General features: G+C 62.8%; 22 protein-coding genes. 13 read left to right on the top strand and 9 right to left on the bottom strand.

Annotated elements, in window-relative coordinates:
- Window positions 1-6: 6 nt before the first annotated feature.
- Window positions 7-834, top strand: coding sequence for an aldo/keto reductase (locus I2G20_RS01350; RefSeq protein ID WP_196257873.1), 828 nt, complete (start codon window positions 7-9; stop codon window positions 832-834).
- Between the two features lie 9 nt (window positions 835-843).
- On the opposite strand, the gene I2G20_RS01345 is transcribed toward I2G20_RS01350, so the two are convergent.
- The gene (locus I2G20_RS01345) at window positions 844-1,791 is read right to left on the bottom strand and encodes a helix-turn-helix domain-containing protein (protein WP_196257872.1); all 948 of its coding nucleotides are present in this window, start codon (window positions 1,789-1,791) and stop codon (window positions 844-846) included.
- A 109-nt stretch (window positions 1,792-1,900) separates the two neighbouring features.
- On the opposite strand from I2G20_RS01345, the gene I2G20_RS01340 reads away from it, so the two are divergent.
- Window positions 1,901-2,554, top strand: coding sequence for a cysteine hydrolase family protein (locus tag I2G20_RS01340; RefSeq protein WP_196257871.1), 654 nt, complete (start codon window positions 1,901-1,903; stop codon window positions 2,552-2,554).
- On the opposite strand, the gene I2G20_RS01335 is transcribed toward I2G20_RS01340, so the two are convergent.
- Complete coding sequence (locus I2G20_RS01335) at window positions 2,535-2,996, bottom strand: GNAT family N-acetyltransferase (RefSeq protein ID WP_196257870.1); 462 nt, start codon at window positions 2,994-2,996, stop codon at window positions 2,535-2,537. The two genes, I2G20_RS01340 and I2G20_RS01335, sit on opposite strands and share 20 nt — an antisense overlap.
- Before the next feature lie 94 nt (window positions 2,997-3,090).
- Between I2G20_RS01335 and ypfJ the strand changes: the two genes are divergently transcribed.
- A complete protein-coding gene (ypfJ, locus tag I2G20_RS01330) occupies window positions 3,091-3,981 on the top strand; it encodes a KPN_02809 family neutral zinc metallopeptidase (RefSeq protein WP_196257869.1) in 891 nt (296 codons plus the stop codon).
- A 96-nt stretch (window positions 3,982-4,077) separates the two neighbouring features.
- Here the strand turns inward: ypfJ and I2G20_RS01325 are convergent, their stop codons facing one another.
- Window positions 4,078-6,063, bottom strand: coding sequence for a bifunctional 2',3'-cyclic-nucleotide 2'-phosphodiesterase/3'-nucleotidase (locus tag I2G20_RS01325; RefSeq protein ID WP_196257868.1), 1,986 nt, complete (start codon window positions 6,061-6,063; stop codon window positions 4,078-4,080).
- A gap of 221 nt (window positions 6,064-6,284) precedes the next feature.
- Between I2G20_RS01325 and I2G20_RS01320 the strand changes: the two genes are divergently transcribed.
- A complete protein-coding gene (locus I2G20_RS01320) occupies window positions 6,285-6,797 on the top strand; it encodes a cupin domain-containing protein (RefSeq protein WP_196257867.1) in 513 nt (170 codons plus the stop codon).
- A 72-nt stretch (window positions 6,798-6,869) separates the two neighbouring features.
- Here the strand turns inward: I2G20_RS01320 and I2G20_RS01315 are convergent, their stop codons facing one another.
- Entirely contained in the window at window positions 6,870-8,504 is a 1,635-nt protein-coding gene (locus I2G20_RS01315; RefSeq protein ID WP_196257866.1) for an acyl-CoA dehydrogenase family protein, read from the bottom strand.
- A gap of 122 nt (window positions 8,505-8,626) precedes the next feature.
- Here I2G20_RS01315 and I2G20_RS01310 point away from each other — a divergent pair, with 122 nt between their 5' ends.
- Window positions 8,627-8,833 carry a hypothetical protein gene (locus I2G20_RS01310; RefSeq protein WP_196257865.1) on the top strand — a complete coding sequence of 69 codons (207 nt, stop codon included), beginning with the start codon at window positions 8,627-8,629 and terminating at the stop codon, window positions 8,831-8,833.
- A gap of 91 nt (window positions 8,834-8,924) precedes the next feature.
- Here I2G20_RS01310 and carA read toward each other — a convergent pair whose 3' ends face one another.
- Window positions 8,925-10,112 carry a glutamine-hydrolyzing carbamoyl-phosphate synthase small subunit gene (gene carA / locus I2G20_RS01305; RefSeq protein WP_196257864.1) on the bottom strand — a complete coding sequence of 396 codons (1,188 nt, stop codon included), beginning with the start codon at window positions 10,110-10,112 and terminating at the stop codon, window positions 8,925-8,927.
- Between the two features lie 250 nt (window positions 10,113-10,362).
- Here carA and I2G20_RS01300 point away from each other — a divergent pair, with 250 nt between their 5' ends.
- The 6 genes from I2G20_RS01300 (at window position 10,363) to I2G20_RS01275 (ending at window position 16,236) form a co-directional block, all read left to right on the top strand.
- Window positions 10,363-10,815, top strand: coding sequence for a GatB/YqeY domain-containing protein (locus tag I2G20_RS01300; RefSeq protein WP_196258194.1), 453 nt, complete (start codon window positions 10,363-10,365; stop codon window positions 10,813-10,815).
- 118 nt (window positions 10,816-10,933) lie between these two features.
- Window positions 10,934-11,281, top strand: a complete 348-nt coding sequence (locus tag I2G20_RS01295; RefSeq protein WP_196257863.1) for a VOC family protein — start codon at window positions 10,934-10,936, stop codon at window positions 11,279-11,281.
- Window positions 11,282-11,366: 85 nt separating this feature from the next.
- A complete protein-coding gene (dnaG, locus tag I2G20_RS01290) occupies window positions 11,367-13,286 on the top strand; it encodes a DNA primase (protein ID WP_196257862.1) in 1,920 nt (639 codons plus the stop codon).
- Window positions 13,287-13,485: 199 nt separating this feature from the next.
- Window positions 13,486-15,567 (top strand): RNA polymerase sigma factor RpoD, encoded by a 2,082-nt coding sequence (gene rpoD / locus I2G20_RS01285; RefSeq protein WP_196257861.1) that lies wholly within the window; start codon window positions 13,486-13,488, stop codon window positions 15,565-15,567.
- Window positions 15,568-15,645: 78 nt separating this feature from the next.
- Window positions 15,646-15,933 carry an HlyU family transcriptional regulator gene (locus tag I2G20_RS01280; protein WP_196257860.1) on the top strand — a complete coding sequence of 96 codons (288 nt, stop codon included), beginning with the start codon at window positions 15,646-15,648 and terminating at the stop codon, window positions 15,931-15,933.
- 78 nt (window positions 15,934-16,011) lie between these two features.
- Window positions 16,012-16,236: a hypothetical protein gene (locus I2G20_RS01275; RefSeq protein WP_196257859.1), complete on the top strand. Its 225-nt coding sequence runs from the start codon at window positions 16,012-16,014 to the stop codon at window positions 16,234-16,236.
- 66 nt (window positions 16,237-16,302) lie between these two features.
- Here the strand turns inward: I2G20_RS01275 and I2G20_RS01270 are convergent, their stop codons facing one another.
- Window positions 16,303-16,476: a hypothetical protein gene (locus I2G20_RS01270; protein ID WP_196257858.1), complete on the bottom strand. Its 174-nt coding sequence runs from the start codon at window positions 16,474-16,476 to the stop codon at window positions 16,303-16,305.
- A 63-nt stretch (window positions 16,477-16,539) separates the two neighbouring features.
- Window positions 16,540-17,151 carry a tellurite resistance TerB family protein gene (locus tag I2G20_RS01265; RefSeq protein ID WP_196257857.1) on the bottom strand — a complete coding sequence of 204 codons (612 nt, stop codon included), beginning with the start codon at window positions 17,149-17,151 and terminating at the stop codon, window positions 16,540-16,542.
- 91 nt (window positions 17,152-17,242) lie between these two features.
- Here I2G20_RS01265 and I2G20_RS01260 point away from each other — a divergent pair, with 91 nt between their 5' ends.
- Complete coding sequence (locus tag I2G20_RS01260) at window positions 17,243-17,860, top strand: GyrI-like domain-containing protein (protein ID WP_196257856.1); 618 nt, start codon at window positions 17,243-17,245, stop codon at window positions 17,858-17,860.
- A gap of 31 nt (window positions 17,861-17,891) precedes the next feature.
- The gene (locus I2G20_RS01255; protein ID WP_196257855.1) at window positions 17,892-18,269 is read left to right on the top strand and encodes a DUF305 domain-containing protein; all 378 of its coding nucleotides are present in this window, start codon (window positions 17,892-17,894) and stop codon (window positions 18,267-18,269) included.
- Between the two features lie 52 nt (window positions 18,270-18,321).
- Here the strand turns inward: I2G20_RS01255 and I2G20_RS01250 are convergent, their stop codons facing one another.
- On the bottom strand, window positions 18,322-20,436 hold the full coding sequence (locus tag I2G20_RS01250; RefSeq protein ID WP_196257854.1) for an OmpA family protein: 2,115 nt from the start codon (window positions 20,434-20,436) through the stop codon (window positions 18,322-18,324).
- Between the two features lie 156 nt (window positions 20,437-20,592).
- Window positions 20,593-20,949: a hypothetical protein gene (locus tag I2G20_RS01245; protein ID WP_196257853.1), complete on the bottom strand. Its 357-nt coding sequence runs from the start codon at window positions 20,947-20,949 to the stop codon at window positions 20,593-20,595.
- Window positions 20,950-21,078: the final 129 nt, after the last annotated feature.

Below are 21,078 nucleotides of genomic sequence, written 5' to 3'. Positions count from 1 at the left end.
AGGCTTATGGCCGAGCAGACATTCGTAACGCTCAATGACGGCGTTTCCATTCCGCAGATGGGGCTGGGGACGTGGCAGCTTTCCGATACGGAGGTGACCGGCGTTGCGCTGGAGGCCTTCCGGCTCGGCTACCGGCATATCGACACGGCGGCGGGCTATGAGAACGAGCGCGGCGTGGGGGAGGCCGTCAGGCAATCGGGGCTGGCGCGGGAGGAGGTGTTTGTCACCTCGAAGCTGCGTAATGGCGAGCACGGGTTCGACGAGACGCTGCGCGCGTTCGACGGGACGATGCAGCGGCTCGGGCTCGATGTGCTCGATCTCTACCTGATCCACTGGCCGATGCCGCGGGTGGATCGGTATGTCGAGAGCTGGAAGGCGTTTATCCGGCTCAGGGAAGAAGGGCGCATCCGGTCCATCGGGGTATCGAATTTCAATCCCGACCATCTGGAGCGGATCATCGGGGAGACGGGGGTGGTGCCTTCGGTCAACCAGATCGAGTTGCATCCGCGCTTCCAGAGGCGCGATTTGCGGGCGGTCCATGCGGACAAGGGCATTGCCATCGAAAGCTGGACGCCGCTCGGGAAGAGGAACGTGCTGGGCGATCCGGCGATCGTTTCGATTGCGCAAAAGCACGGGAAGACGCCCGGGCAGGTCGTGATCCGCTGGCATATCGAGCAGGGGCTGATCCTCTTTCCCAAGACGGCGAATGCGGCGCGGCTGGCGGAGAATTTCGACGTGTTCGATTTCGCGCTCGATGGAGAGGATATGGAGCGGATCGCGGCGCTCGATACGGCGGATGGGCGGACGGGGCCCGATCCGCTGGTGTTTACGTGAGGCGCGTATTCAGCGGGCGGCGAAGCGGGCGCGCCACTCGGTTGGCGTGAGGCCGGTATAGCGGGCGAAGCGGGTCCGCAGGTTTGCCGGGCTGCCGAGCCCGGACGTTTCGGCAATGGCATCGACCGAAAGGCCGGTGCGTTCGAGCATCTCGCAGGCAAGGCTCACCCGGCGTTCCGCCAGCCAATCGCTGAACGATTGTCCCGTCTGTGCCTTGAGGCGGCGGGTGAACGTGCGGCGGCTCATGCCGGCGGCATCGGCGGCGGAATCGAGGGACCAGCGCAGGCCGGCGTCCTTGCCGATCCGGTCAAGAGCGGCGGCGAGCTGTTTGTCGGAAGGCTGTTGCGGCACGGGGCGCTCGATGAACTGCGCCTGACCGCCGGACCTGTGCGGTGCCATGACGATGGCGCGCGCCAGCCGGGCGGCGACCGTTTCGCCATAGGTTGTCCGGACGAGATGGAGGCACGCATCGAGCGCGGCGGCGACGCCGGCCGATGTGAGGCAGAGGCCGGATTCGACGTAGAGCATATCAGGTCTTACCCGCACTTCGGGGAAGCGGTTGCTGAAATGATCCGCCCAGCTCCAATGCGTAGTGGCCTCTTTGCCGTCCAGCAGACCGGCGCCCGCCAGCGCATAGGCTCCGAGGCAGAGGCCAGCGGCGCGGCCACCCGAATTTACCACGTCATTCAAGGCATCCACCAATGCTTGGGGAATCGCGCCGTCGAGATCGGTCCAACTGGGAATTATCGCAAGATCCGCCTGGGCCAGAAGGGTTACGTCCCCGGCAGGGCGCATCAGCAGACCGTTGGGCAGTTTGACATCGTTCCCGTCTAGCGACGCCAGGGCGTAGTCGATGTGTGGCAGGCCGATGGCCTTGCGTTCGGTTTCAAAGATCAGCCCTGGAACCGAGAGATGAAACGGGGACATGCCCGAAAAAGCGAAGGTCACGACACGCACGAGCAGCGATCCGATTTGGCCTGATTATTTCGAAGATAGGCAATTGAGCCAATCACTGTCAACGCGGAGGGTATGAGACAAGGGGTGCGGTTTCTGAAAGGAGATACAGATGACCCAGACTCCGAAACGCGCCCTGATCGTGGTGGATGTGCAGAACGACTATGACGCCGGAGGCGCGCTGGCAATCCAGCATCCGCCCTTTAACGAGACACTGCCCAATGTTGCGGCGGCTATGGATGCGGCGCACGGTGCGGGGCTTCCAGTGATCGTGATCCGCATGGACCTGCCGGAGGCGGCGCCGGTGTTTGCCAAGGGAACGCAAGGGGCGGACCTTCACCCCGAAATTGCGCGGCGGCACGCCGATGTGGTGATGGACAAGCGCCTACCTTCGGCCTTTACCGGTACGGGGCTCGAAGAATGGCTGCGCGAGAGATCAATCGATACGGTGAGTATCGTCGGATATATGACGCAGAATTGCGATTTCTCGACCGCGGTACATGCCTTGCATATGGGCTTTACGGTGGAGGTTTTGTCGGACGCCACCGGAACGGTTCCCTATGCGAACAGTGCCGGGTTCGCCACTGCCGAGGAGATTCACCGGGTGGTTCTCGTTGTAATGCAGGCGCGGTTCGCGGCGGTCTGCACGACGGCGGAATGGATCGGGCACCTAGCTGGCGGGACGCGGCCCGAGGCGGGCGACATCATTGCATCCTTCAACGCGGCCCGGGCGGGCGATATGGCGGCTAGCCGAGCATCAGCTTGAAACCCTCGTGGCTCTGTTTGAAGCCGAGGCGGTTGTAGAAGCGGTGGGCGTTGGTGCGGGCTTTGTTGGAGGTCAGTTGCACCATGACGCAATTGCGGGCGCGGGCGGTTTCGACTGCCCATACCATCATGGTTTCACCGATCTTTTTGTTGCGGTGTTCGGGGGAGACGTGGACACCCTCGATGGTGCAGCGCCAGGCGCCCTTGCGGGAGATGCCGGGGGTGAAGGTCAATTGGAAGGTGCCGACGGGCTGGCCATCCAGTTCCGCGATCAGCAGGAGCTGGTTGGGGTCGGCTTCGATGGCCGCGAGGGCGGCCATGTAGCCGGGGCCTTGCGGGTTGGCGGTATCCTCGGTCGAACCGACCATGCCGTCGGCCTCTATGAGGTTGACGATGAAGGCCAGGTCTTCGGCGGTGGCGGGGCGGATATGGGGAGCGGGCATGGTGCTTTTTGTCGGGATGGATCGGGAACCGGCGAATGTATAGAGCATTTGCAAGGCGGGCGTGAGATTGCCTGTAAGCAAGGGATTGCACAAGATGAAATGGTCGGGTCGGAAGCGTTCGGGCAATGTCGTGGACCGGCGCGGTGCGCGGGGCGGAATGTTGGGCCCGGGGCGGTCGCCCGGGATCCGGATGGGCGGCGGGGGCGGGCTGAGCGTTGGCGCGGTTGTCATAATCATCATTATCGGCATGGTGTTCGGCATCAACCCGTTGACCTTGCTTGACGGAAGCGTGGGGCCGACGGGCGGGACGGCGGCGTCGAGCTCGCAGCAATTGCCGGCGGAGGGCGAGGACGAGCTGGCAGATTTCGTCGCGGTGGTCGTGCAGGAGACCGAGGATTTATGGCATCAGGTTTTTGCCGAGAACGGCATGACCTACGAACCGGCGACGGTGGTGCTGTTTTCGGGGCAGGATCGGTCGGCCTGCGGGCTGGCAGATGCGCGGACAGGGCCTTTTTATTGTCCGTCCGATCGGAGCGTTTATATCGATCTTTCATTTTACGAGCAGTTGCACCGGGAGTTCGGAGCGCCGGGGGATTTTGCGCAGGCCTATGTTATCGCGCACGAAATCGGGCATCACGTGCAACAGCTTACCGGGGTGCTGACCCAGTTCAATCAGGCGCGGCAGCGGATGAGCACCGAGGAGGTCAATGCCTATTCGGTGCGGATCGAATTGCAGGCGGACTGCTATGCGGGGATCTGGGCCAATTACGCGGGGCAGCAAAATCTCCTCGAGAGCGGAGATATCGAGGAAGCGCTGAATGCGGCCGAGCAGATCGGGGATGACACGATCCAGGAGCGGACGCAGGGGATGGCCATCCCCAAGACATTCACGCATGGCACATCGGCGCAGCGGCAGGCTTGGTTTAGCCGAGGATATGAGAGCGGCGACGTCAGCGCGTGCGACACCTATTCAGTGGCGATCTAGGTCCTGACCCCAGAGTCTTCACGCTTTAACGCAAGCGAACGGGTGAGAGGCAGGAAGCACAGGGCCGGTCCGGAGGGGTCCGGCCCTGTAGCCGGGTCAGAGTGTTATGCGGTAGATGCCGAAGCCGGCTTCGCTGGTATCGCCGGTGGCTTCGATGGAGACGGCGGTGACGTCGCCCAGATGTTCGGCGCCGGCGGGGCCGGTTTCGAAGAGGACGGTGGTGCCGCCGATTTCGGCCAGCGACCAGTTATTGTCCGCGGCCGGGTTGATGGTGCCCTGTTCGACGATATAGCGCACGATCAGGTCGCGATTGGTATCGGGGCCTTCGAAGACGATCTTGTCGGGGCCGATGCCAGGGAAGCGGCCGCCGCCGCCAGCGCGGTAGTTGTTGGTGGCGACGATGAATTCCTGATCGGGATCGATGGGCGCGCCGTTGTACATGAGATCGACGATGCGGCTGGCGCCCGGGTTGATCTCCTCACGGCCATCGGCGCTGTAGCGCGAGGGCTGGGTGATATCGATCCGGTAGGTTACCCCGTCGATGACGTCGAAATTGTAGGACGGGAAGGTGGAATCGATCAGGGGTTGGTCGGCCTCGCCGGGGGTCACCTGATTGAAGATGCCGGCGGAGCGTTCAAGCCAGTTCTTGACGTCCGCGCCGGTGATTTTCACCGCCTTGAACGTGTTGGGATAGAGGTAGAGATCGGCAACGTTGCGGATGGCGACGGGGCCGACAGGAACGTCGGTGTAGTAAGCGGGGCCGCCGCGTCCGCCGGCCTTGAACGGGGCGGCGGCGGAGAGCATGGGCAGGCCTTCATATTCGGTGCCGGCCAGCATCTGCTGGAGATAGGCGGTTTGCGCGATGTTGACGATCTGGACGGATGGATCGTCGGCGACAAGTGCGAAATAGGAGTGGAGCGGGGCCGCGGTTTCGCCGACGGGGCGGCGGACATAATCGAGGGTTTCCCGATGCGGCTCCTCGACGGAGGCGAGCACCGCATCATTGTCCCCCACGGTCGGAACGATCGCGCCATCGACGCGATTGTAGATCGGGCGCGCCTCGGAGGTGTGGGAGAGAATGGACCAGGTGCCGTCATCGCCGACTTCGAGCAGCAGGTCGACGAGGCCCATATGGCTGCCCCAGAACCCGGCCATGACGGCAGGCTTGCCGTTGAGCGTGCCGGCTTCGATATCGACACCCTCAATGCCGTCATAGTCGGGACCGGGGAAAACGAGGTGATGGTGGCCGGTGAGAACGACGTCGATGCCGTCGACGCCGGCGAGCTGGAGCGAGGCGTTTTCGCCGGTGGTCTGGTATTCGCCCGAAATGCCCGAGTGCGAGAGTGCCACGACGATGTCGGCACCTTCCTCGCGGATGCGCGGGACCCAAGCCTCGGCAGTCTCAACGATATCGCGTACGGCAACGCGGCCTTCAAGGTGCCCAGCGTCCCACATCATGATCTGGGGCGGGGTGAAGCCGATGATGCCGATACGGATGGTATGGGTTTCGCCCGCGCCATCGACCAGTTCCTTGTCGATGATGATGTAGGGCGGGTAGAGCGTGTCGTCTTCGAGCGGGGTAGCGCCCAATTCGGTGCCGCGGATGACGTTGGCGAGGACGACCGGGAAGCCGGCACCAGAGAACGAGGCTTCGAGGAATTCGAGGCCGTAGTTGAACTCGTGGTTGCCAATGGTGGCAGCATCATAACCGAGCGCGTTCATCGCCGCGATTGTAGGATGGACGTTCTCGCCGTCAACGCCGCGTTCATAGGCGACATAATCGCCCATCGGGCTACCCTGGATGGTATCGCCGTTGTCGAGGAGGATCGCATTGCCGGCTTCGGCCCGGATGTCATCGATGATCGAAGCCGTGCGCGCGAGGCCCAAGGTGTCGTCGGGAGCGTCGGCGAAATAATCGTAGGGAACGACGTTGACGTGGATGTCCGTGGTTTCGAGGATGCGGAGATGGGCCTGGCGGGCCTGTGCCATGACTGCAAACGGGTGCATGACGACGGCGGATACGCCGACGCTGGCCGATCCCGCGAGGAAGGCTCGGCGGGAAATGGATCCAAACAGTTTCATGATGTCCCTCCTGATGGACGCTGGTTGTGGTGCTCGTGGCCTTGTGCCGCGCGCGGCGACAGCCGAGCTGCCCCACTTGCCGTTCTTGCGTGACGACACCGTGACGCGATGATGAAAGTTAGACAAAGTTTGACCGATTGGTCAAATAACTATTGATCCGGTGTGGAACCGGTGGGGAACTGGAGCATTCGGGGGCATCGGAGAGCGAGAGGAGAGACGGAATGCGCGGCAATGTCGCCAAGGTCAGCCAGCACTTTTTTGCCGATGACGGGCGGTTTCCCAACAACCGGCTACCGCTGATCGTTTATGCACAGGCCATCACCGGAGAAGCGGTAACGCCGGAGGCCGTCGAGCAGATGTTCGACGCCAGTGGCTGGCCCCCGCAATGGCGGTACACGGTCTACGATTTCCACCACTATCATTCGAGTGCACACGAGGCGCTGGGTTGTGCCCGGGGGGAAGCCCGGATCAGGTTCGGTGGGCCGAATGGGGAAACGCTGGCGGTGAAGGCCGGGGATGTCGTGGTGATTCCTGCGGGGGTCGCGCATATGTGCGAAAGCGCGAGCGAGGATTTCATGATGGTGGGGGCCTATCCCCCGGGCCAGGACTACGATCTCCTCAAGGGAGAGGAGGGCGAGCGGCCGCAGGCCGATGAGACGATTGCGAAAGTCCCGGTGCCGCAGACCGATCCGGTCGCAGGGTGGGATGGGCCGCTGTTGCGGGCGTGGGGGTGAGCGTATCGCGGCATTTCTCGTCCAAACCCTTCCGTTCTCGTTGAAACAGAAACGGGAAGCTCCGGGGTTCACTTATCCCGCTTCCACAATTGTAAGGATGGCGTCCACTGGGACCGTTCGGCTGAAGGCGCCCAATGTGGGGCCTTTGGCGTTGCCCAGGCGGGTGGCGGCGAACGTCTCGGCGATCGGGCCCGGATGATGTTCGATCATCAGGGCGGTGGCGAGGAGAAGCGCCATTTGTCCGGTAAGATAACGGGCGTCCGCCTCGGCGATCGGGGAGACAAGGCGATCCTTCAGCGCCACGAGGGCAGTGTCAAAATCGGGATGAGCGCCGCGAGCGGATTCGAGTTCGGTGAGCAGGATTTCTGCCGAACGGGGCAATCTTGAAAGCGTGCGTAGGACATCGAGGCAGACGACATTGCCCGAGCCCTCCCAGATGGCATTGAGGGGGGCCTCACGATAGAGCCAGGGCACGGGGGTATCCTCGACATAGCCCATGCCGCCCAGGCACTCCATCGCCTCGCAAACCACAGCCGGGCAGGCCTTGTTGTTGGAATATTTGGCGAGTGCCACGGCGAGGCGGGCAAAGGCGTGTTCGCCGGGATCCCTCCCGGCCGCATCGAAGGCGCGGGCGACGCGCATGGCGAGGAGGAAGGCCGAGGCCCATTCGAGCGTAAGGTCGGCAAGGACGTTGCGCATCAAGGGCTGATCGATGAGGGGCGCGCCGAAGACGGAACGATGTCTTGCCCAGTAATGGGCTTCAACGAGCGCACGGCGCATGAGGCCGGCGGGCGCGATGGAGGTATCGAGGCGCGTGTGGTGGACCATTTCGAGGATGGTGCGGATACCATCGCCGGGCTCGCCGAGCATTTGCGCATAAGCGCCATGATATTCGATTTCGGCCGAGGCGTTGGCGCGGTTTCCCAGCTTGTCCTTGAGCCGCATCAGGTGGATGGCGTTGAGCGTGCCGTCGGGAAGACGGCGGGGAACGACAAAGCAGGAGAGTCCCTCCGGGCGCCGGGCAAGGGTCAGGAACGCATCGGACATCGGAGCCGAGCAGAACCATTTATGCCCGAAGAGGAAAAAGCCGCCATCGCCGGGTTCGGCTTGTGCGAGGTTGGCGCGAACGTCCGAACCCCCTTGCTTCTCGGTCATGGCCATGCCGATGGTCGCGCCCTGTTTCTGGGGGACAGGAACATCGGCCGGGTCGTATCGGGCGCTCATGGCGCGGCGGGCGAGATCGGCAGCGAGGCCCTCGCCCTTGAGGAGGGCCGGGACCGCCGCATAGGTCATGGTCATGGGGCAGCAGACGCCGGGCTCGACCTGGCTCATGAGATAGACCATCGCGGCGTGAGCGGCGTGGCCGCTTTCGCTGGCGGTCCAAGGAAGGGCGGCATACCCGGCTCCCATGCCGGTGGTCATGAAGGCATGATAGGCGTCGGGATAGGCGACGGTCTCGATGCGCCGCCCGCCGGTGTCGAAGCGTTGGAGAACCGGACGCTGGCTGGTGGCGAGGCTATGGCCGGCAGCAACGGTGCCGGGCTGGCCAAGGGTCGCGGCAAAGCCCATTACGCCCGGTGCGAAATCTGGAGAAAAGGCGGCAACCCCGGAACGCAACAGAGGGTCCGCGTGCCAAAGGTCGATCCCGTCACGGAGCGGCGGCTGGTTGTAGACCGCAAAGGGGTCAGAGGCGCCCGGCTCGGCCATAGCATTCTCCTCTCGCCCAAGGATTGGACGACCTCCTGCCGCTGGCGTCAATGGGCGCTAGGAACTTTCGTTCCCTCCCTCCGTTTTCGCGTCAAGGGGCCAGTGCAAAAGGAATTGGACACATGGTCGAACGTGAACGTGAAACGGTTGTCGTAAACGACGGCGGAGGCGGAAGCGGCGGGTTGATTGCCGCCATCCTCATCGGCGTCGTCGTCATTATCGGCATTATCTGGTTTGTGAATGCCAATACGGGCGGACAGGGCGGGAGACTCGAGATCGAGGTGCCCGCCGTCAATGTGCCCGACGTCGAAGTGGACGTGACGAACTAGAACGTGGGACGGGTGGCTGGCGCACGACGACAGGCATCTGCCCAACTCTTACTTCCTTCGACAGGGGCGGGCGGTGGCCTGCCCCTGATCCCTATTCGGCTTCCGCGGCGACGCCTTTCTGCTCCCGGACATGATTTAAGAACCGCGTGAAGAGGTAGTGGGCGTCATGCGGGCCGGGGGAGGCTTCGGGGTGGTACTGCACCGAAAAGATCGGCTTTCCTTCAACGGCAAGGCCAGCATTCGAACCATCGAACAGAGAGACATGGGTTTCGACGACGCCAGCGGGGAGACTGTCGCGGTCGACGGCAAAACCGTGGTTCATCGAGGTGATCTCGACCTTGCCTGTGGTGAGGTCCTTGACGGGGTGGTTGGCGCCGTGATGGCCCTGATGCATCTTCTGGGTCTTGCCGCCCAGCGCGAGGCCCAGAAGCTGGTGGCCCAGGCAGATGCCGAAAACGGGCTTGCCGGTTTCCATGAGCGCCCGGATGGTCGGCACGGCATATTCGCCGGTCGCGGCCGGATCGCCGGGTCCGTTGGAGAGGAAGATGCCGTCCGGGTTATGCGCGAGAACGTCTTCGGCTGAGGCGGTGGCAGGAACGACGGTGACCCGCGCGCCCTGATCGGCAATGCAGCGCAGAATGTTGCGCTTGGCACCGAAATCCATGGCCACGATGTGGAATTCCGGGTTCTCGACGGTGCCGTAGCCCTCGCCCCAGCGCCAGCGGGTTTCGTCCCAGCGGTAGGTCTGGGTGGTGGAAACTTCCTTGGCTAGATCGAGGCCCTCAAGGCCCGGGAAGGCGTCAAGCTCGGCCTGCAGGGCGGCTTCGTCGAACTTGCCGTCGGGAGCATGGGCGATGACGGCATCGGCCATGCCGTTTTCGCGGATCAGCGCCGTCAAGGCGCGGGTGTCGAGCCCGGCGATGCCGATGATGCCGCGCTTCTTGAGCCAGGCGTCGAGCTTTTCGGCGGCACGGTAGTTGGACGGGCTGGTGATATCGGCCTTGATCACCGCGCCGCGCACGCCGGACGCGCCGGCCATGTTGACGGTTTCGATGTCTTCATCGTTGGTGCCGACATTGCCGATGTGAGGAAAAGTGAAGGTGATGATCTGCCCGGCATAAGAGGGATCGGTTAGGATCTCCTGGTAACCGGTCATCGCGGTGTTGAAGCACACTTCCCCGGCAGCCATGCCGATAGCGCCGATGCCGTGGCCTTCGAGGCGGGTGCCATCGCGCAGGATGAGGACTGCGGAGGGGGGCGTTTCCTGCCAACCGGACATGGGGTGCTCCTTGGCGTTTTGCGGTGCTCTTGGCGCGGGGAAACCGCCGGGCGACTGAGGCCGGGGGAATCCATGGGTCGTACCTAATAATGGGTTGGGCGGAAACTAGTTCAAGGCCGGGCAGCGGTCAACCGCGATCTGGGCGCTGGAAATCGTTTGATATCAATGGGTTGATGAATTGTCGCGGCAATTGGCTTTCATCGGGACGTGGGGTATATGCTCGGGCAAGTCATTTCGAGGAAGGATTTCGATCATGCGCGAGACGATCAATACTGCAATGAAGGACGCTCTCAAGGCTCGCAACGCAGCCCGCACCTCCACGCTGCGGATGATCAGCGCCGCGATCAAGGATCGCGACATCGCAGCACGCGGCGAAGGCAAGTCGGTGGGCGACGAGGATATTCTGGCACTGCTACAAAAGATGGTGAAACAGCGCGAGGAGTCCGCGGCGATCTATGCCGAGAACGCCCGGCCCGAACTCGAGGCCAAGGAGCGCGCGGAAATCGCCATCATCCAGGAGTTTCTGCCCAAGGCCATGGACGAGGCGGAAGTCGATGCCGCGATCAAGGCGGCGATCGCGGAGACGGGCGCCGAGGGCGTCAAGGACATGGGCAAGGTAATCGGTGTCTTGAAGGCGAAGTATCCCGGGCAGATCGATTTCGGCGCGGCATCCAAGCAGGTGAAGGCGGCGCTGGGGGGATAGTTCTGTATCGCATCTCTATGCACAAATTGCTGCAGAAACTTGGCTCCAACGTGTCGACAATTTCCCTGCCCAATCGTCTTGCCGTAATGGAGGCTGACGAAACCAAGGAGAATGTCCCGTGCCACTCGACATGTATGCAGGCATTTACGTTCGTGACATCGAGATTGCCAAACAGTGGTATGCACAATTGTTCGGGTCCGGGCCAAGTTTTGTTGCATCGGACACTGAAGTTGTCTGGGAACTGGAAGAGCACAGAAGTGTCTTTATCGACCAGAACGCCGACCATGCCGGCCATTCTGTCCTGACGATATTCGTCGATGATTTCGAAGATTGGGTGACGCGAATTGCCCAGCGTGGCGTCGAGCCGACCGAGCGCGTTACATATCGTAACGGCGTTCGCAAGGCACTCTATAGGGATCCGGATGGCAATGAAGTCGGGTTGGGAGGCGCGCCGGTTCCCGAATAGTCGCTGGCGCATGTCATCGCCGGCGGGGTCTGTGGAAAACGCCTGACATGGTGACTTTTGGCGTGTTGGTGCTTACCTAAGGCCCATGCGCTTTTCCGATGCTTTTCTCGACGAGATCCGCAACCGCCTGCCGATTACGCAGGTGGTGGGGGAGCATGTTGTCTGGGACAAGCGCAAGAGCCAGCCGGGCAAGGGCGACATGTGGGCGTGCTGCCCATTTCATGGCGAAAAGAGCCCTTCCTTTCATGCCGACGACAAGCGCGGGCGGTATCACTGTTTCGGGTGCGGGGCGTCGGGGGATCATTTCCGGTTCCTGACCGACAAGACGGGGATGAGCTTTCCCGAGGCCGTGGAGTTGCTGGCGGGCCGGGCGGGCGTGCCGATGCCTGCGCGGGACGAGCGCGCGGAAAAGCGGGCAGAGGCGCGGCGCTCGCTTTACGATGTCATGGAACTGGCGACGACCTATTTCACCGAGGCGCTGGCGCATAACGTGGGCGCGCGGGCGCGGGGGTATCTCCTGGAGCGGGCGGTGCCCGCCGCAATGCAGCAGCGGTTCCGGATCGGGTTCGCGCCGGACAGCCGGAACGGGCTGAAAGAGTTCCTTGCGGCAAACGGGGTTCCGCTCAAGGACATGATCGATACCGGGCTGGTGGTGCATGGCGAGGACATCGCGGTGCCCTATGACCGGTTCCGCAACCGACTGATGTTTCCGATTTCCGATTTCCGGGGGCGGGTGATCGCTTTTGGCGGGCGGGCGCTCTCGGCGGACGTGGCGGCGAAATATCTAAACTCGCCGGAAACCGAGCTCTTCCACAAACGCCAGACCCTATACAACGGGCAGGCCGCCCGGCAGGCGGGGTACGATGGCAAGCCGATTATCGTCGTTGAAGGCTATCTCGACGTGATTGCCGCTGTGGCGGCGGGGTTCGAGGGTGCGACGGCCGGAATGGGCACGGCGCTGACCGAGGACCACCTGACGCTGTTGTGGCGGATGACCGATATTCCGGTGTTGTGCTTCGATGGCGACAGCGCGGGGTTGCGGGCGGCGGAACGGGCCGTGGACATGGCCTTGCCGCTGCTCAAGCCCGGCAAGAGCGTTTCGATCGCCACGCTTCCCGATGGGCTGGATCCGGACGATCTCATCAAGCAGCGCGGGCGGCAGGCATTTGCGGACCTCATCGCCAATGCGCGACCGCTGGCCGAGGCGGTGTGGGCCATCGAGACGGCCGCAGGGATACCCGAAGCGCCCGAGCAGCGTGCGGCGCTCGAGGCGCGACTGCGTGAGCGGGCAGCGCAGATTGCCGACGTTTCGGTGCGGCGGCATTATTCCCAGGCGTTCGACGAGAAGATTTCGGCCCTGTTCGTTAGGGCGCGCGGCAACTGGCAGCGCCGCGGGCAGGGGGGGTATGACGGGCGCAGGTCCGGACCGCGGGGTAATCCGCGCACGCTGGTCTCCGATACCTTGCGCAATTCGCGGTTGCTGAAAAGCGGGGCGGCGCCGGATGCGACCCCGCGCGAGGCGGTGATCATCCTCAGTCTGGTGAACCATCCCGAACTGGCGCAATCGCGGCTGGAATCGCTGGCGGAAATCGAATTCCAATCGCTCCCCGCTCGGCAGGCTTTGGCGGCGTTTCTCGATCTTGCAACGGTGCATCCCGATCTCGGCGCCAATGGCGTGCACGAGGCCTTGATCGCGCGGGGGCACGGCCCGATCCTCGAGCGGATGCGGACGCTGCTGGCCCGGCAGGGGGTGTGGCAGGTGGACGCCGATACCGCACAAATCGACGCAGAGACCGGATTAAAACACGCGCTGGCCTTGCATTACAAATCGGTTCGACTAAATAGGGAACTCAAAGCAGCCGAGACGGCGCTAGGCGAAGACCTGAGCGAACATTCATTTGAAAGGCTGCGAGACATCCAGAACCAGATTTCCAGTGTCGATGGAACAGAGGCGCTGATCGAGGGATTTGGTTCGTTATCCGGGCGTGCGACGCGGAGCCTTTGAAAAAGGGTGTTTCGTGTCGGCGCGTTTTTGCGTATATGCGCTGCGCAATTTTAGAGGGGTAGCGAGCCATGATCGGGGATTTTTCGCGGTGAGAAGCGAATTGTTAACCCTGATGGCGTCCCTTGCCCAGTTGACCCGTCCTATCCGTCGCGAAGGATGATACCGGCGCCCGAGCGGCGCGGCTCAGGAGAGCAACTTTATGGCGATCAAGTCTGCCCACCAGACCAAGTCCGAACAGGACAATAAGCCCGAAGCCGGCAGCGAAGGCCCCGATGGGCCCCTTCTCGACCTTTCGGATGCCGCAGTCAAAAAACTCATAAAGACGGCCAAGAAGCGTGGCTACGTCACTTATGAGGAAATCAACAACGTTCTGCCCTCAGAGGAAGTGACCTCCGAGCAGATCGAAGACATCATGGCCATGTTCTCGGACATGGGCATCAATGTCGTCGATGAGGACGAGGTCGAGGAAGCCGAGGCCGACACGAGCGACGACGAGGGTGGCGAGTTGGCCCCCAGCGGCAGCACCGCGGTTGCCTCCACGTCCAATACCAAAGCGGGTTCGGACCGGACGGACGATCCGGTTCGCATGTACCTGCGCGAGATGGGCTCGGTCGAGCTTTTGAGCCGCGAGGGCGAAATCGCCATCGCCAAGCGGATCGAGGCCGGGCGCGAGACCATGATTGCCGGGCTGTGCGAAAGCCCGCTGACCTTCCAGGCCATCATCATCTGGCGCGACCAGCTTGCCGAGGGCGAGATTCTGCTGCGCGATATTATCGACCTCGAAGCCACCTATGCCGGGCCGGACGCCAAGATGGCGGATGCCACGGCGGGTGACGACGAGGACGAGGACGAAGCCGCTCCAGCCGCTCCGGCCGCTCAAGCGGCGCCGGTTACCTCCGCGCGTCCGCAGGCCGAAGCGCCCAAGCGGGCTGCAAGCGACGGCGACGAGGAGGACGGGGACGGCGAAGCCGCTCAACCCGAGGAAGAAGACGAGGACGACGAGTACGAGAACAATCTCTCGCTCTCGGCGATGGAAGCCGAACTCAAGCCCCAGGTCGTCGACACCTTCAACCGCATCGCCGAAACCTATGGCAAGATGCGCAAGGTGCAGGACCAGCACGTCGAGGACCAACTTGCCGCAAAGTCGCTGGACGCGGCTGAGGTCAGGAAGATCGACGGGTGGCGCGACGAAGTCATCCGGGACGTGAAATCGCTCTCGCTCAACCAGAGCCGTATCGAAAGCCTTGTCGAGCAGCTTTACGACATCAACAAGCGTCTGGTGCGCAACGAGGGCCGTCTGCTGCGGCTGGCCGAAGGCTACAAGATCAAGCGCGACGACTTCCTCAATGCCTATTACGGCTCCGAGCTCGACCCCGACTGGGCCGAGAAGGTCTCCCAGCGGTCCGAAAAGGGCTGGCCCGATTTCGTGGCCAAGGAGCGGGCGACGGTCGATGAACTGCGTGCGGAAATCCAGACGCTGGCCACCGAAACCGGGCTCGATATCGCCGAGTTCCGCCGCATCGTTTCCAAGGTGCAGAAGGGTGAGAAGGAAGCCGCCATTGCCAAGAAGGAAATGGTGGAAGCCAATCTGCGCCTCGTGATCTCGATCGCAAAGAAATACACCAATCGCGGCCTGCAATTCCTCGATCTGATCCAGGAAGGCAATATCGGGCTGATGAAGGCGGTGGACAAGTTCGAGTACCGCCGCGGGTACAAGTTCTCGACCTATGCCACGTGGTGGATCCGGCAGGCCATCACGCGCTCGATCGCCGATCAGGCGCGCACGATCCGCATTCCGGTGCATATGATCGAGACGATCAACAAGATCGTCCGCACCTCGCGCCAGATGCTGCACGAGATCGGACGCGAGCCGACGCCGGAAGAACTTTCCGAAAAGCTCCAGATGCCGCTCGACAAGGTGCGCAAGGTTTTGAAGATCGCCAAGGAGCCGATCAGCCTCGAAACGCCGATCGGTGACGAGGAGGATAGCAACCTTGGGGATTTCATCCCCGACACCAACGCCATCCAGCCCATCGATGCGGCGATCCAGAGCAATCTGCGCGAGACGACGACGCGGGTGCTGGCGAGCCTTACGCCGCGCGAGGAGCGCGTCCTGCGCATGCGGTTCGGGATCGGGATGAACACCGATCATACGCTCGAGGAGGTCGGCCAGCAGTTCTCGGTGACGCGCGAGCGCATCCGCCAGATCGAGGCCAAGGCGTTGCGGAAACTCAAGCATCCGAGCCGGAGCCGGAAGCTGCGCAGCTTTTTGGACAACTAGGCCGTATCGGACTAATACTATCTCGCGCGTTTGGGGCGGCCTCGAGCCGCCCCTCGTATTTCAGACGGAGGGCATGCGATGTCATTTTGGAAAAAGCTGTTTGGAGGCGGGGATGCAGGAAGTGCTGCTTCGGCTGCCCCGGACGCCCAGGAGGAATTCGAGGGGTTCGTTATCAAGGCCACGCTGATGAAGGCCGGGGGCGAGTTCCAGATTGCGGGGACCATCGAGAAGGAAATCGATGGGGAGTTGAAGACCTATTCCTTTATCCGGGCCGACAAGTTTTCCTCCAGGGAGGACGCGGCTGCCGCGACGCTCGGCAAGGGCCGGCAGATCGTCAAGGAGCAGGGACGGACGCTGTTTTCCTGATCGGATTTGCTTTCCTGACGGCGTGGCGCTAGAAGGGCGCCAATCTCGCTTATTTCATTGCAGAATTGGACATGCCTTATGGCAAGGAAACCGACGGTGCGTACCGAGTACGTGCTTTTCGACGTTGTTTATGAGGACGGTAGCCAGCGGTCCAACCGCAAGGTAGATGCGAGCCTGCTCGGAGGGCTCGACGGCGACGAGCCGGCGCGTACCGCCATCATGGACCAGGACCGCGAAATCTCGCAAAAATCCGGTATGCCGCCCCTGGCGATCAAGTCGATCAAGCGTAGCGGAAAGAAATAACCAGCTTTCGGGACCGGGCCCAGACTGCTCGGGCACCAAGCGATTTCCGCGATTTCGGCAGATGTCCTAGAGGCCGCCGTTGACCGGTTCCTGAACGATTGTCGGGGATCCGGTAGGACCGGTTCCGACGGTCAGCGCAAACCAGCCGAACGCAAGGATGCCAGCGGTCGCGAGAATGCGTACGATCCAGCGGGTCGCGTCGTTACGGCTGCGTGGATGGCTCGGGTCAAGATAGGTCATGGTGCAGACCCCCCTAACGTTGCATCAGTGGTAACCCTCGGACCGGCAGTTTGGTTCCCGGGATTATTGTGTTGCTGCGGCGTGAATTTCCGAGACGAGCGCGTCGGGAAGATTGAGGCGGCTCGCGAGGGTTTCGAGATACCGCAGTTCCTCGGGTCGCGTTCCGTTTATCGCGACTAGCGAGGCGGCGTAGATTTCCGCCGCGTGCTCGGGAGTGTCCGCGCCGCGGAGGACGGCCTCGATATCGAGCGGCGAAGACAGTTCATCAAAGACAAAGGCCTTTTCGGCGGCGGAAAGGTTCATGCCCTCAAGACGGGCGAAGATGCGTTCCTTTTCTTCCGCATCGATGCCGCCATCGGCCTTGGCCGCAGCAATCATGGCGCGCACGAGCGATTTGGCGAGGTCTTCCCTCGCGGTTTCCTCCGAAGGCGCGGGCATGAACGGTCCAGGCGGTGGGGTTTCGACGGGGGTGAAGTCTCCAGGCTGCCGGCTCTTCTGCCACGCGTTGTAGGCGATGGAACCGATGGCGGCCAGCGCCCCATATTTGACGAGCTTTTTGACGCCGCCGCCGCCGAGCAGCATTCCCGCGGCCAGCCCGGCCGCTCCGGTGCCGGCGGCCCGCTGAAGATTGGGATCGGTCTTTAGGGCGGTGATGATCTTGTCGATATCGAACATTGTCTTTGGTCCCGATAAACGGTTCACTCGCGAAATAGGCGCGGAGGCGAGTCCGCGCAAGGGGCGGTGCGGCAAAATTGCAGGGTGGAGGATGGCGGACAAGACCGATTTCAAGAAGACCCTCAAGTCCCTCTATGCGCCGGGCGCCCGGCAGGGCTTTCATTTCGTCGATGTGCCGCCGATGCGGTTCCTCATGATCGATGGCGAGGGCGATCCCAACACAGCCGCGGCCTACGCCGACGCGGTCGAGACGCTCTATTCCGTTGCCTATGCCATAAAGTTCGCGAGCAAGTCCGAGTTGGGGCGGGACTATGTCGTACCGCCGCTCGAAGGGCTGTGGTGGGCCGACGATATGTCGACATTTCTCACGCGGGAGAAATCCAAATGGAAATGGACGATGATGCTCATGGTCCCCGACTGGATTGGCCCGAAGATGATCGATGCGGCAATCAACAAGGTGGCAAAGAAAAAAGCGCCGCCCGCGCTCGGGAAAATGCGGGTGGAGGTGCTTGAGGAGGGGCGTGCGGTGCAGGTGCTGCATACGGGCTCCTACGACGACGAAACGCCGGTGCTGGCCGAGCTGCATAACGCGTTCATACCGGCAAAGGGGCTGACGATGACGGGCAGGCACCACGAGATCTATCTATCGGACCCGCGCAAGGTCGCGGCGGTCAAGCTCAGGACGGTTTTGCGGCAGCCGGTGAAGTGACGACCTATCCGGCCAGAAGAAGGAGAAACGCTTGGGAAAATTGCTGAGGCATGTGCTGGCCTTGCTCGCGCTCGCTGCCCTGCCGATGGAGGCCGCAGCACAGCCGGATGAAGGGACACCCGACGGGCGGCGGACAATCTATGTCGATGCGGACGCGGCGTTAGAAGCGACGATGGACCACCTTGGGGCGGCGATGATGCGGGTCGAACTCCTGGGCGATGCGAATCTGGATTTCGCAATCAGGACGATCGTGCTTCAACAGGCGATCATCGACCTGGCGGAGATGGTTCTGGACTTCGGTAGCGATCCGGAGTTGGCGGCGCTTGCAAAAGAGATTCGCGCAACGCAGGAGGCACAGATTGCTCCCTTGCGGGCATGGGTAGCGGCGCGCCTGACATTGGAAGAATAGGCAAGAAAAAGCCGGGCGCTTTGCCCGGCTTTCCCGTGTGTGTCTCCGGCGGTCAGCCTACCGAGCCGACCGGGGTGATCAGCGGGGTAATCCTGCGGATCGTCACACGCCGATTGAGGCGCTCGGCGTAGGGCGTGTTGATCTTGAGGTACCGCTCGCCATAGCCCTGTGTCGCCAGGTTTTCCGGCGGGATGCCGTAGACGCGGGTGAGGGCGTAGGCGATCGATTCCGCACGGCGGTTGGAAAGATCGAGGTTGTGGAGGTCCGATCCCACAGCGTCGGTGTGGCCTTCGATCAGGAAGGTTTCGGCCGGGTTGGCGGCGATCAGATCGAGCATGGCATAGGCCACGGCCGAAAGGTTCGACACCTGATCGGGGCCGATATTGGCGCTGTTGGTCTCGAAGGTGAGATCGCCGATCTCAAGGCGCCGGACCATGTCACGCAGGCGGGACGAGCGCTTGACCTCCTCGATGGTGTAATAACGCTGGAGCGTTTCCACCGGAGGCTGGCCAAGGAAGGACGCAACGCGTTGCTGGTCGGCATAGGACGCATCGAGCACATATTCGCGTGCCGGGATGTTGAGCCGAAGCGGGGGCAATTGCCGGCCCGGATCGATCCAGCGGCCCTGATCGTCATAGCGACGATAGCTCTCATCAACATAGACGAGGAGAATCTCGCGGCCATCGCGTTCGATGCGCGAGCGCCGGATGATGTCGCCGTAGCGGTCGCGAATGGTGACGAGCTGGGTGCCGTCGGGCCGCAAGATCACTTCGCGGGTCCGCCCGCCGGGCAGGTCCTCGATCCAGTAGTCGCGATAGTTGTCCTCAACGAGGCGGGGCGTATCGGGGGCGTTGATGAAATAATTGGCGCCGATGGCAAACACCGTGGCCAGGCCGATCGTGGTGATGATCTCGATGTTGGTCGGCTGCTGGACCGGACCGATAAGCTGGGCGGCCTGCTGCTGGGTGGTCAGCGGCGCAGTTTCGCGGCGCGTGCCTTCCTCGGCGGTGATGGCCACGATCGCCTGAGTATCAACCTGCGGCTGAGCCTCGGCGTCGGTCGTGGGGGCCGGTCCGGCCTCAACCGGTTCGGCAACGATCTCGGCTTCCGCCTCGACATCGAGTTCAGCTTCGATTTCGGCATCACCGCGGACTTCGGCAGCGAAGGCATCCTTTTCGCTGTCGAGGAGCGGAGCCACCTCAGAAGCGTCGACGCCTTCGGGCACCATTTCGCCCTGAACGTCGCCTTCGAGCACGATATCGTCACGCAACTCCACTTCAACCTCGACGTCCTGCGGGTCCGGCACCACTTCGGGTTCAGGAAGCGTAACGGCGGGCGCATCAGCCTCTGGGGTCACGATTTCGAGGTCTATGCCAAATGTTGCCAGGCAGGTGTCGAGATCGGTGAGACCGACGGCCGAGCAGATCTCGCGCAGGTCGGCTTCCGCTCTGATAAGCGCCTGGGCGGCTGCGGTGGTATCGCCGCCGGACGCCACGGCTGCCTCGTAATCGGCCAACGCCTGACGGTAGGCTTCGACGGCCGCAGCGAGCGGGGCGGGTAGGGCAGCGCCAGGGGCCTGGGAAGGCGCTTGAGTGGTGTCCTGAGGCTGCTGTGCCTCTGTCGCTGGTGGTGTCGCCTCTTGAGTCTGGACGGTTTCCTGCGGCATGGGGGCTGGCTGGGGCTCTTCGACGACCGGAGCGGGTTCGGGCTCTGGTTGGGGCTGAGGCTCAGGTGCGGGTTGAGGTTCTGGTTGCGGCTCAGGCGCGGGCTGGGGTTCCGGCTCGGGTTCGGGCTCTGGTTCAGGCTCCGGCTCGGGCTCGGGCTGAGCTTGCGGCTCTGGCGCAGGCGCACCGAAACCGCCGCTCTCGACGAGGGCGATACAGGCTTCGAGGTCGGGCTGGCCAAGCGCGGCGCAGAGTGCGGAAAGTTCGGCTTCTGCCGCTTCCAGCGCATCCTCGGCGGCGGCCGTATCGCTGCCGGCGGCCTGGGCCGCTTCGAGCATTGCCTGGGCTTCGAGATAGGTCCGGACGGCTCCAGCGAGGGCGGGGGGGGCTGCCTGGGCGACCCCCAGGCGAATTTGGGATACGCCTTGGGCCTGAGCAGGCAGATAAGGTGTCGCCAGCATGAGCATCGCTGTGCTGGCCATAAGCATTTGCTTGAATTTCATCGGGATTCTCCTTTGCCCCCCGGCATTGGATGCCATGCGCGCAGGTTGCTCAGCGTGTGCGGCAAAATCATGGTCTTCACTTACAGACTACAAGATGACTGCAGGCTGAACGCGCCTCCAAGGGTTGAAGGCGCGTTCTCAAAAAGTGCATCAATATCAATTGCCCGGAGCGGGCTCAGCCGGGGCGACCGGGGCGGGCTCCACCGGGGTCGCGTCTGCCGGAGCAGCCGGTGCTGCAGGGTCCGTTACCGGCGCAGGCTCAGTCAGGGGAGCCGGGTCGGTCATGGGCGCTGCGCCATCGGCGGGCGGTGCGACCGGGGTTTCGAGCGTGGTTGCCGCAGGGTCAACCGGCGCGGGCTCACCGCCAGTCATGGCAATGAATCCGATGATGATGACAGCGAGAACCAGCAGTCCCGCAATCCACCATCCTGCGCTGTTACCAGTGCTCATGGATTGATAGTGGGTGCGTTCTGTCCGCTCGCGCTGGGGATAGTCGCGATCAATATCAGCCATATGTCTTCTCCATGTCTGCGCCGGCGATTACAGAATCGTATGGGCAAGAGCATTTCACCGGCAGTTCGTCCATCGGTCCTGCGCCTGCACCATGGCGCAAACTGCCTGACCGCTGTGACTCAGGGAGAG

This window comes from Pelagibacterium limicola, from assembly GCF_015694405.1.
Classification (GTDB): domain Bacteria; phylum Pseudomonadota; class Alphaproteobacteria; order Rhizobiales; family Devosiaceae; genus Pelagibacterium; species Pelagibacterium limicola.
This window is presented reverse-complemented; position numbering and strand designations above follow the sequence as displayed.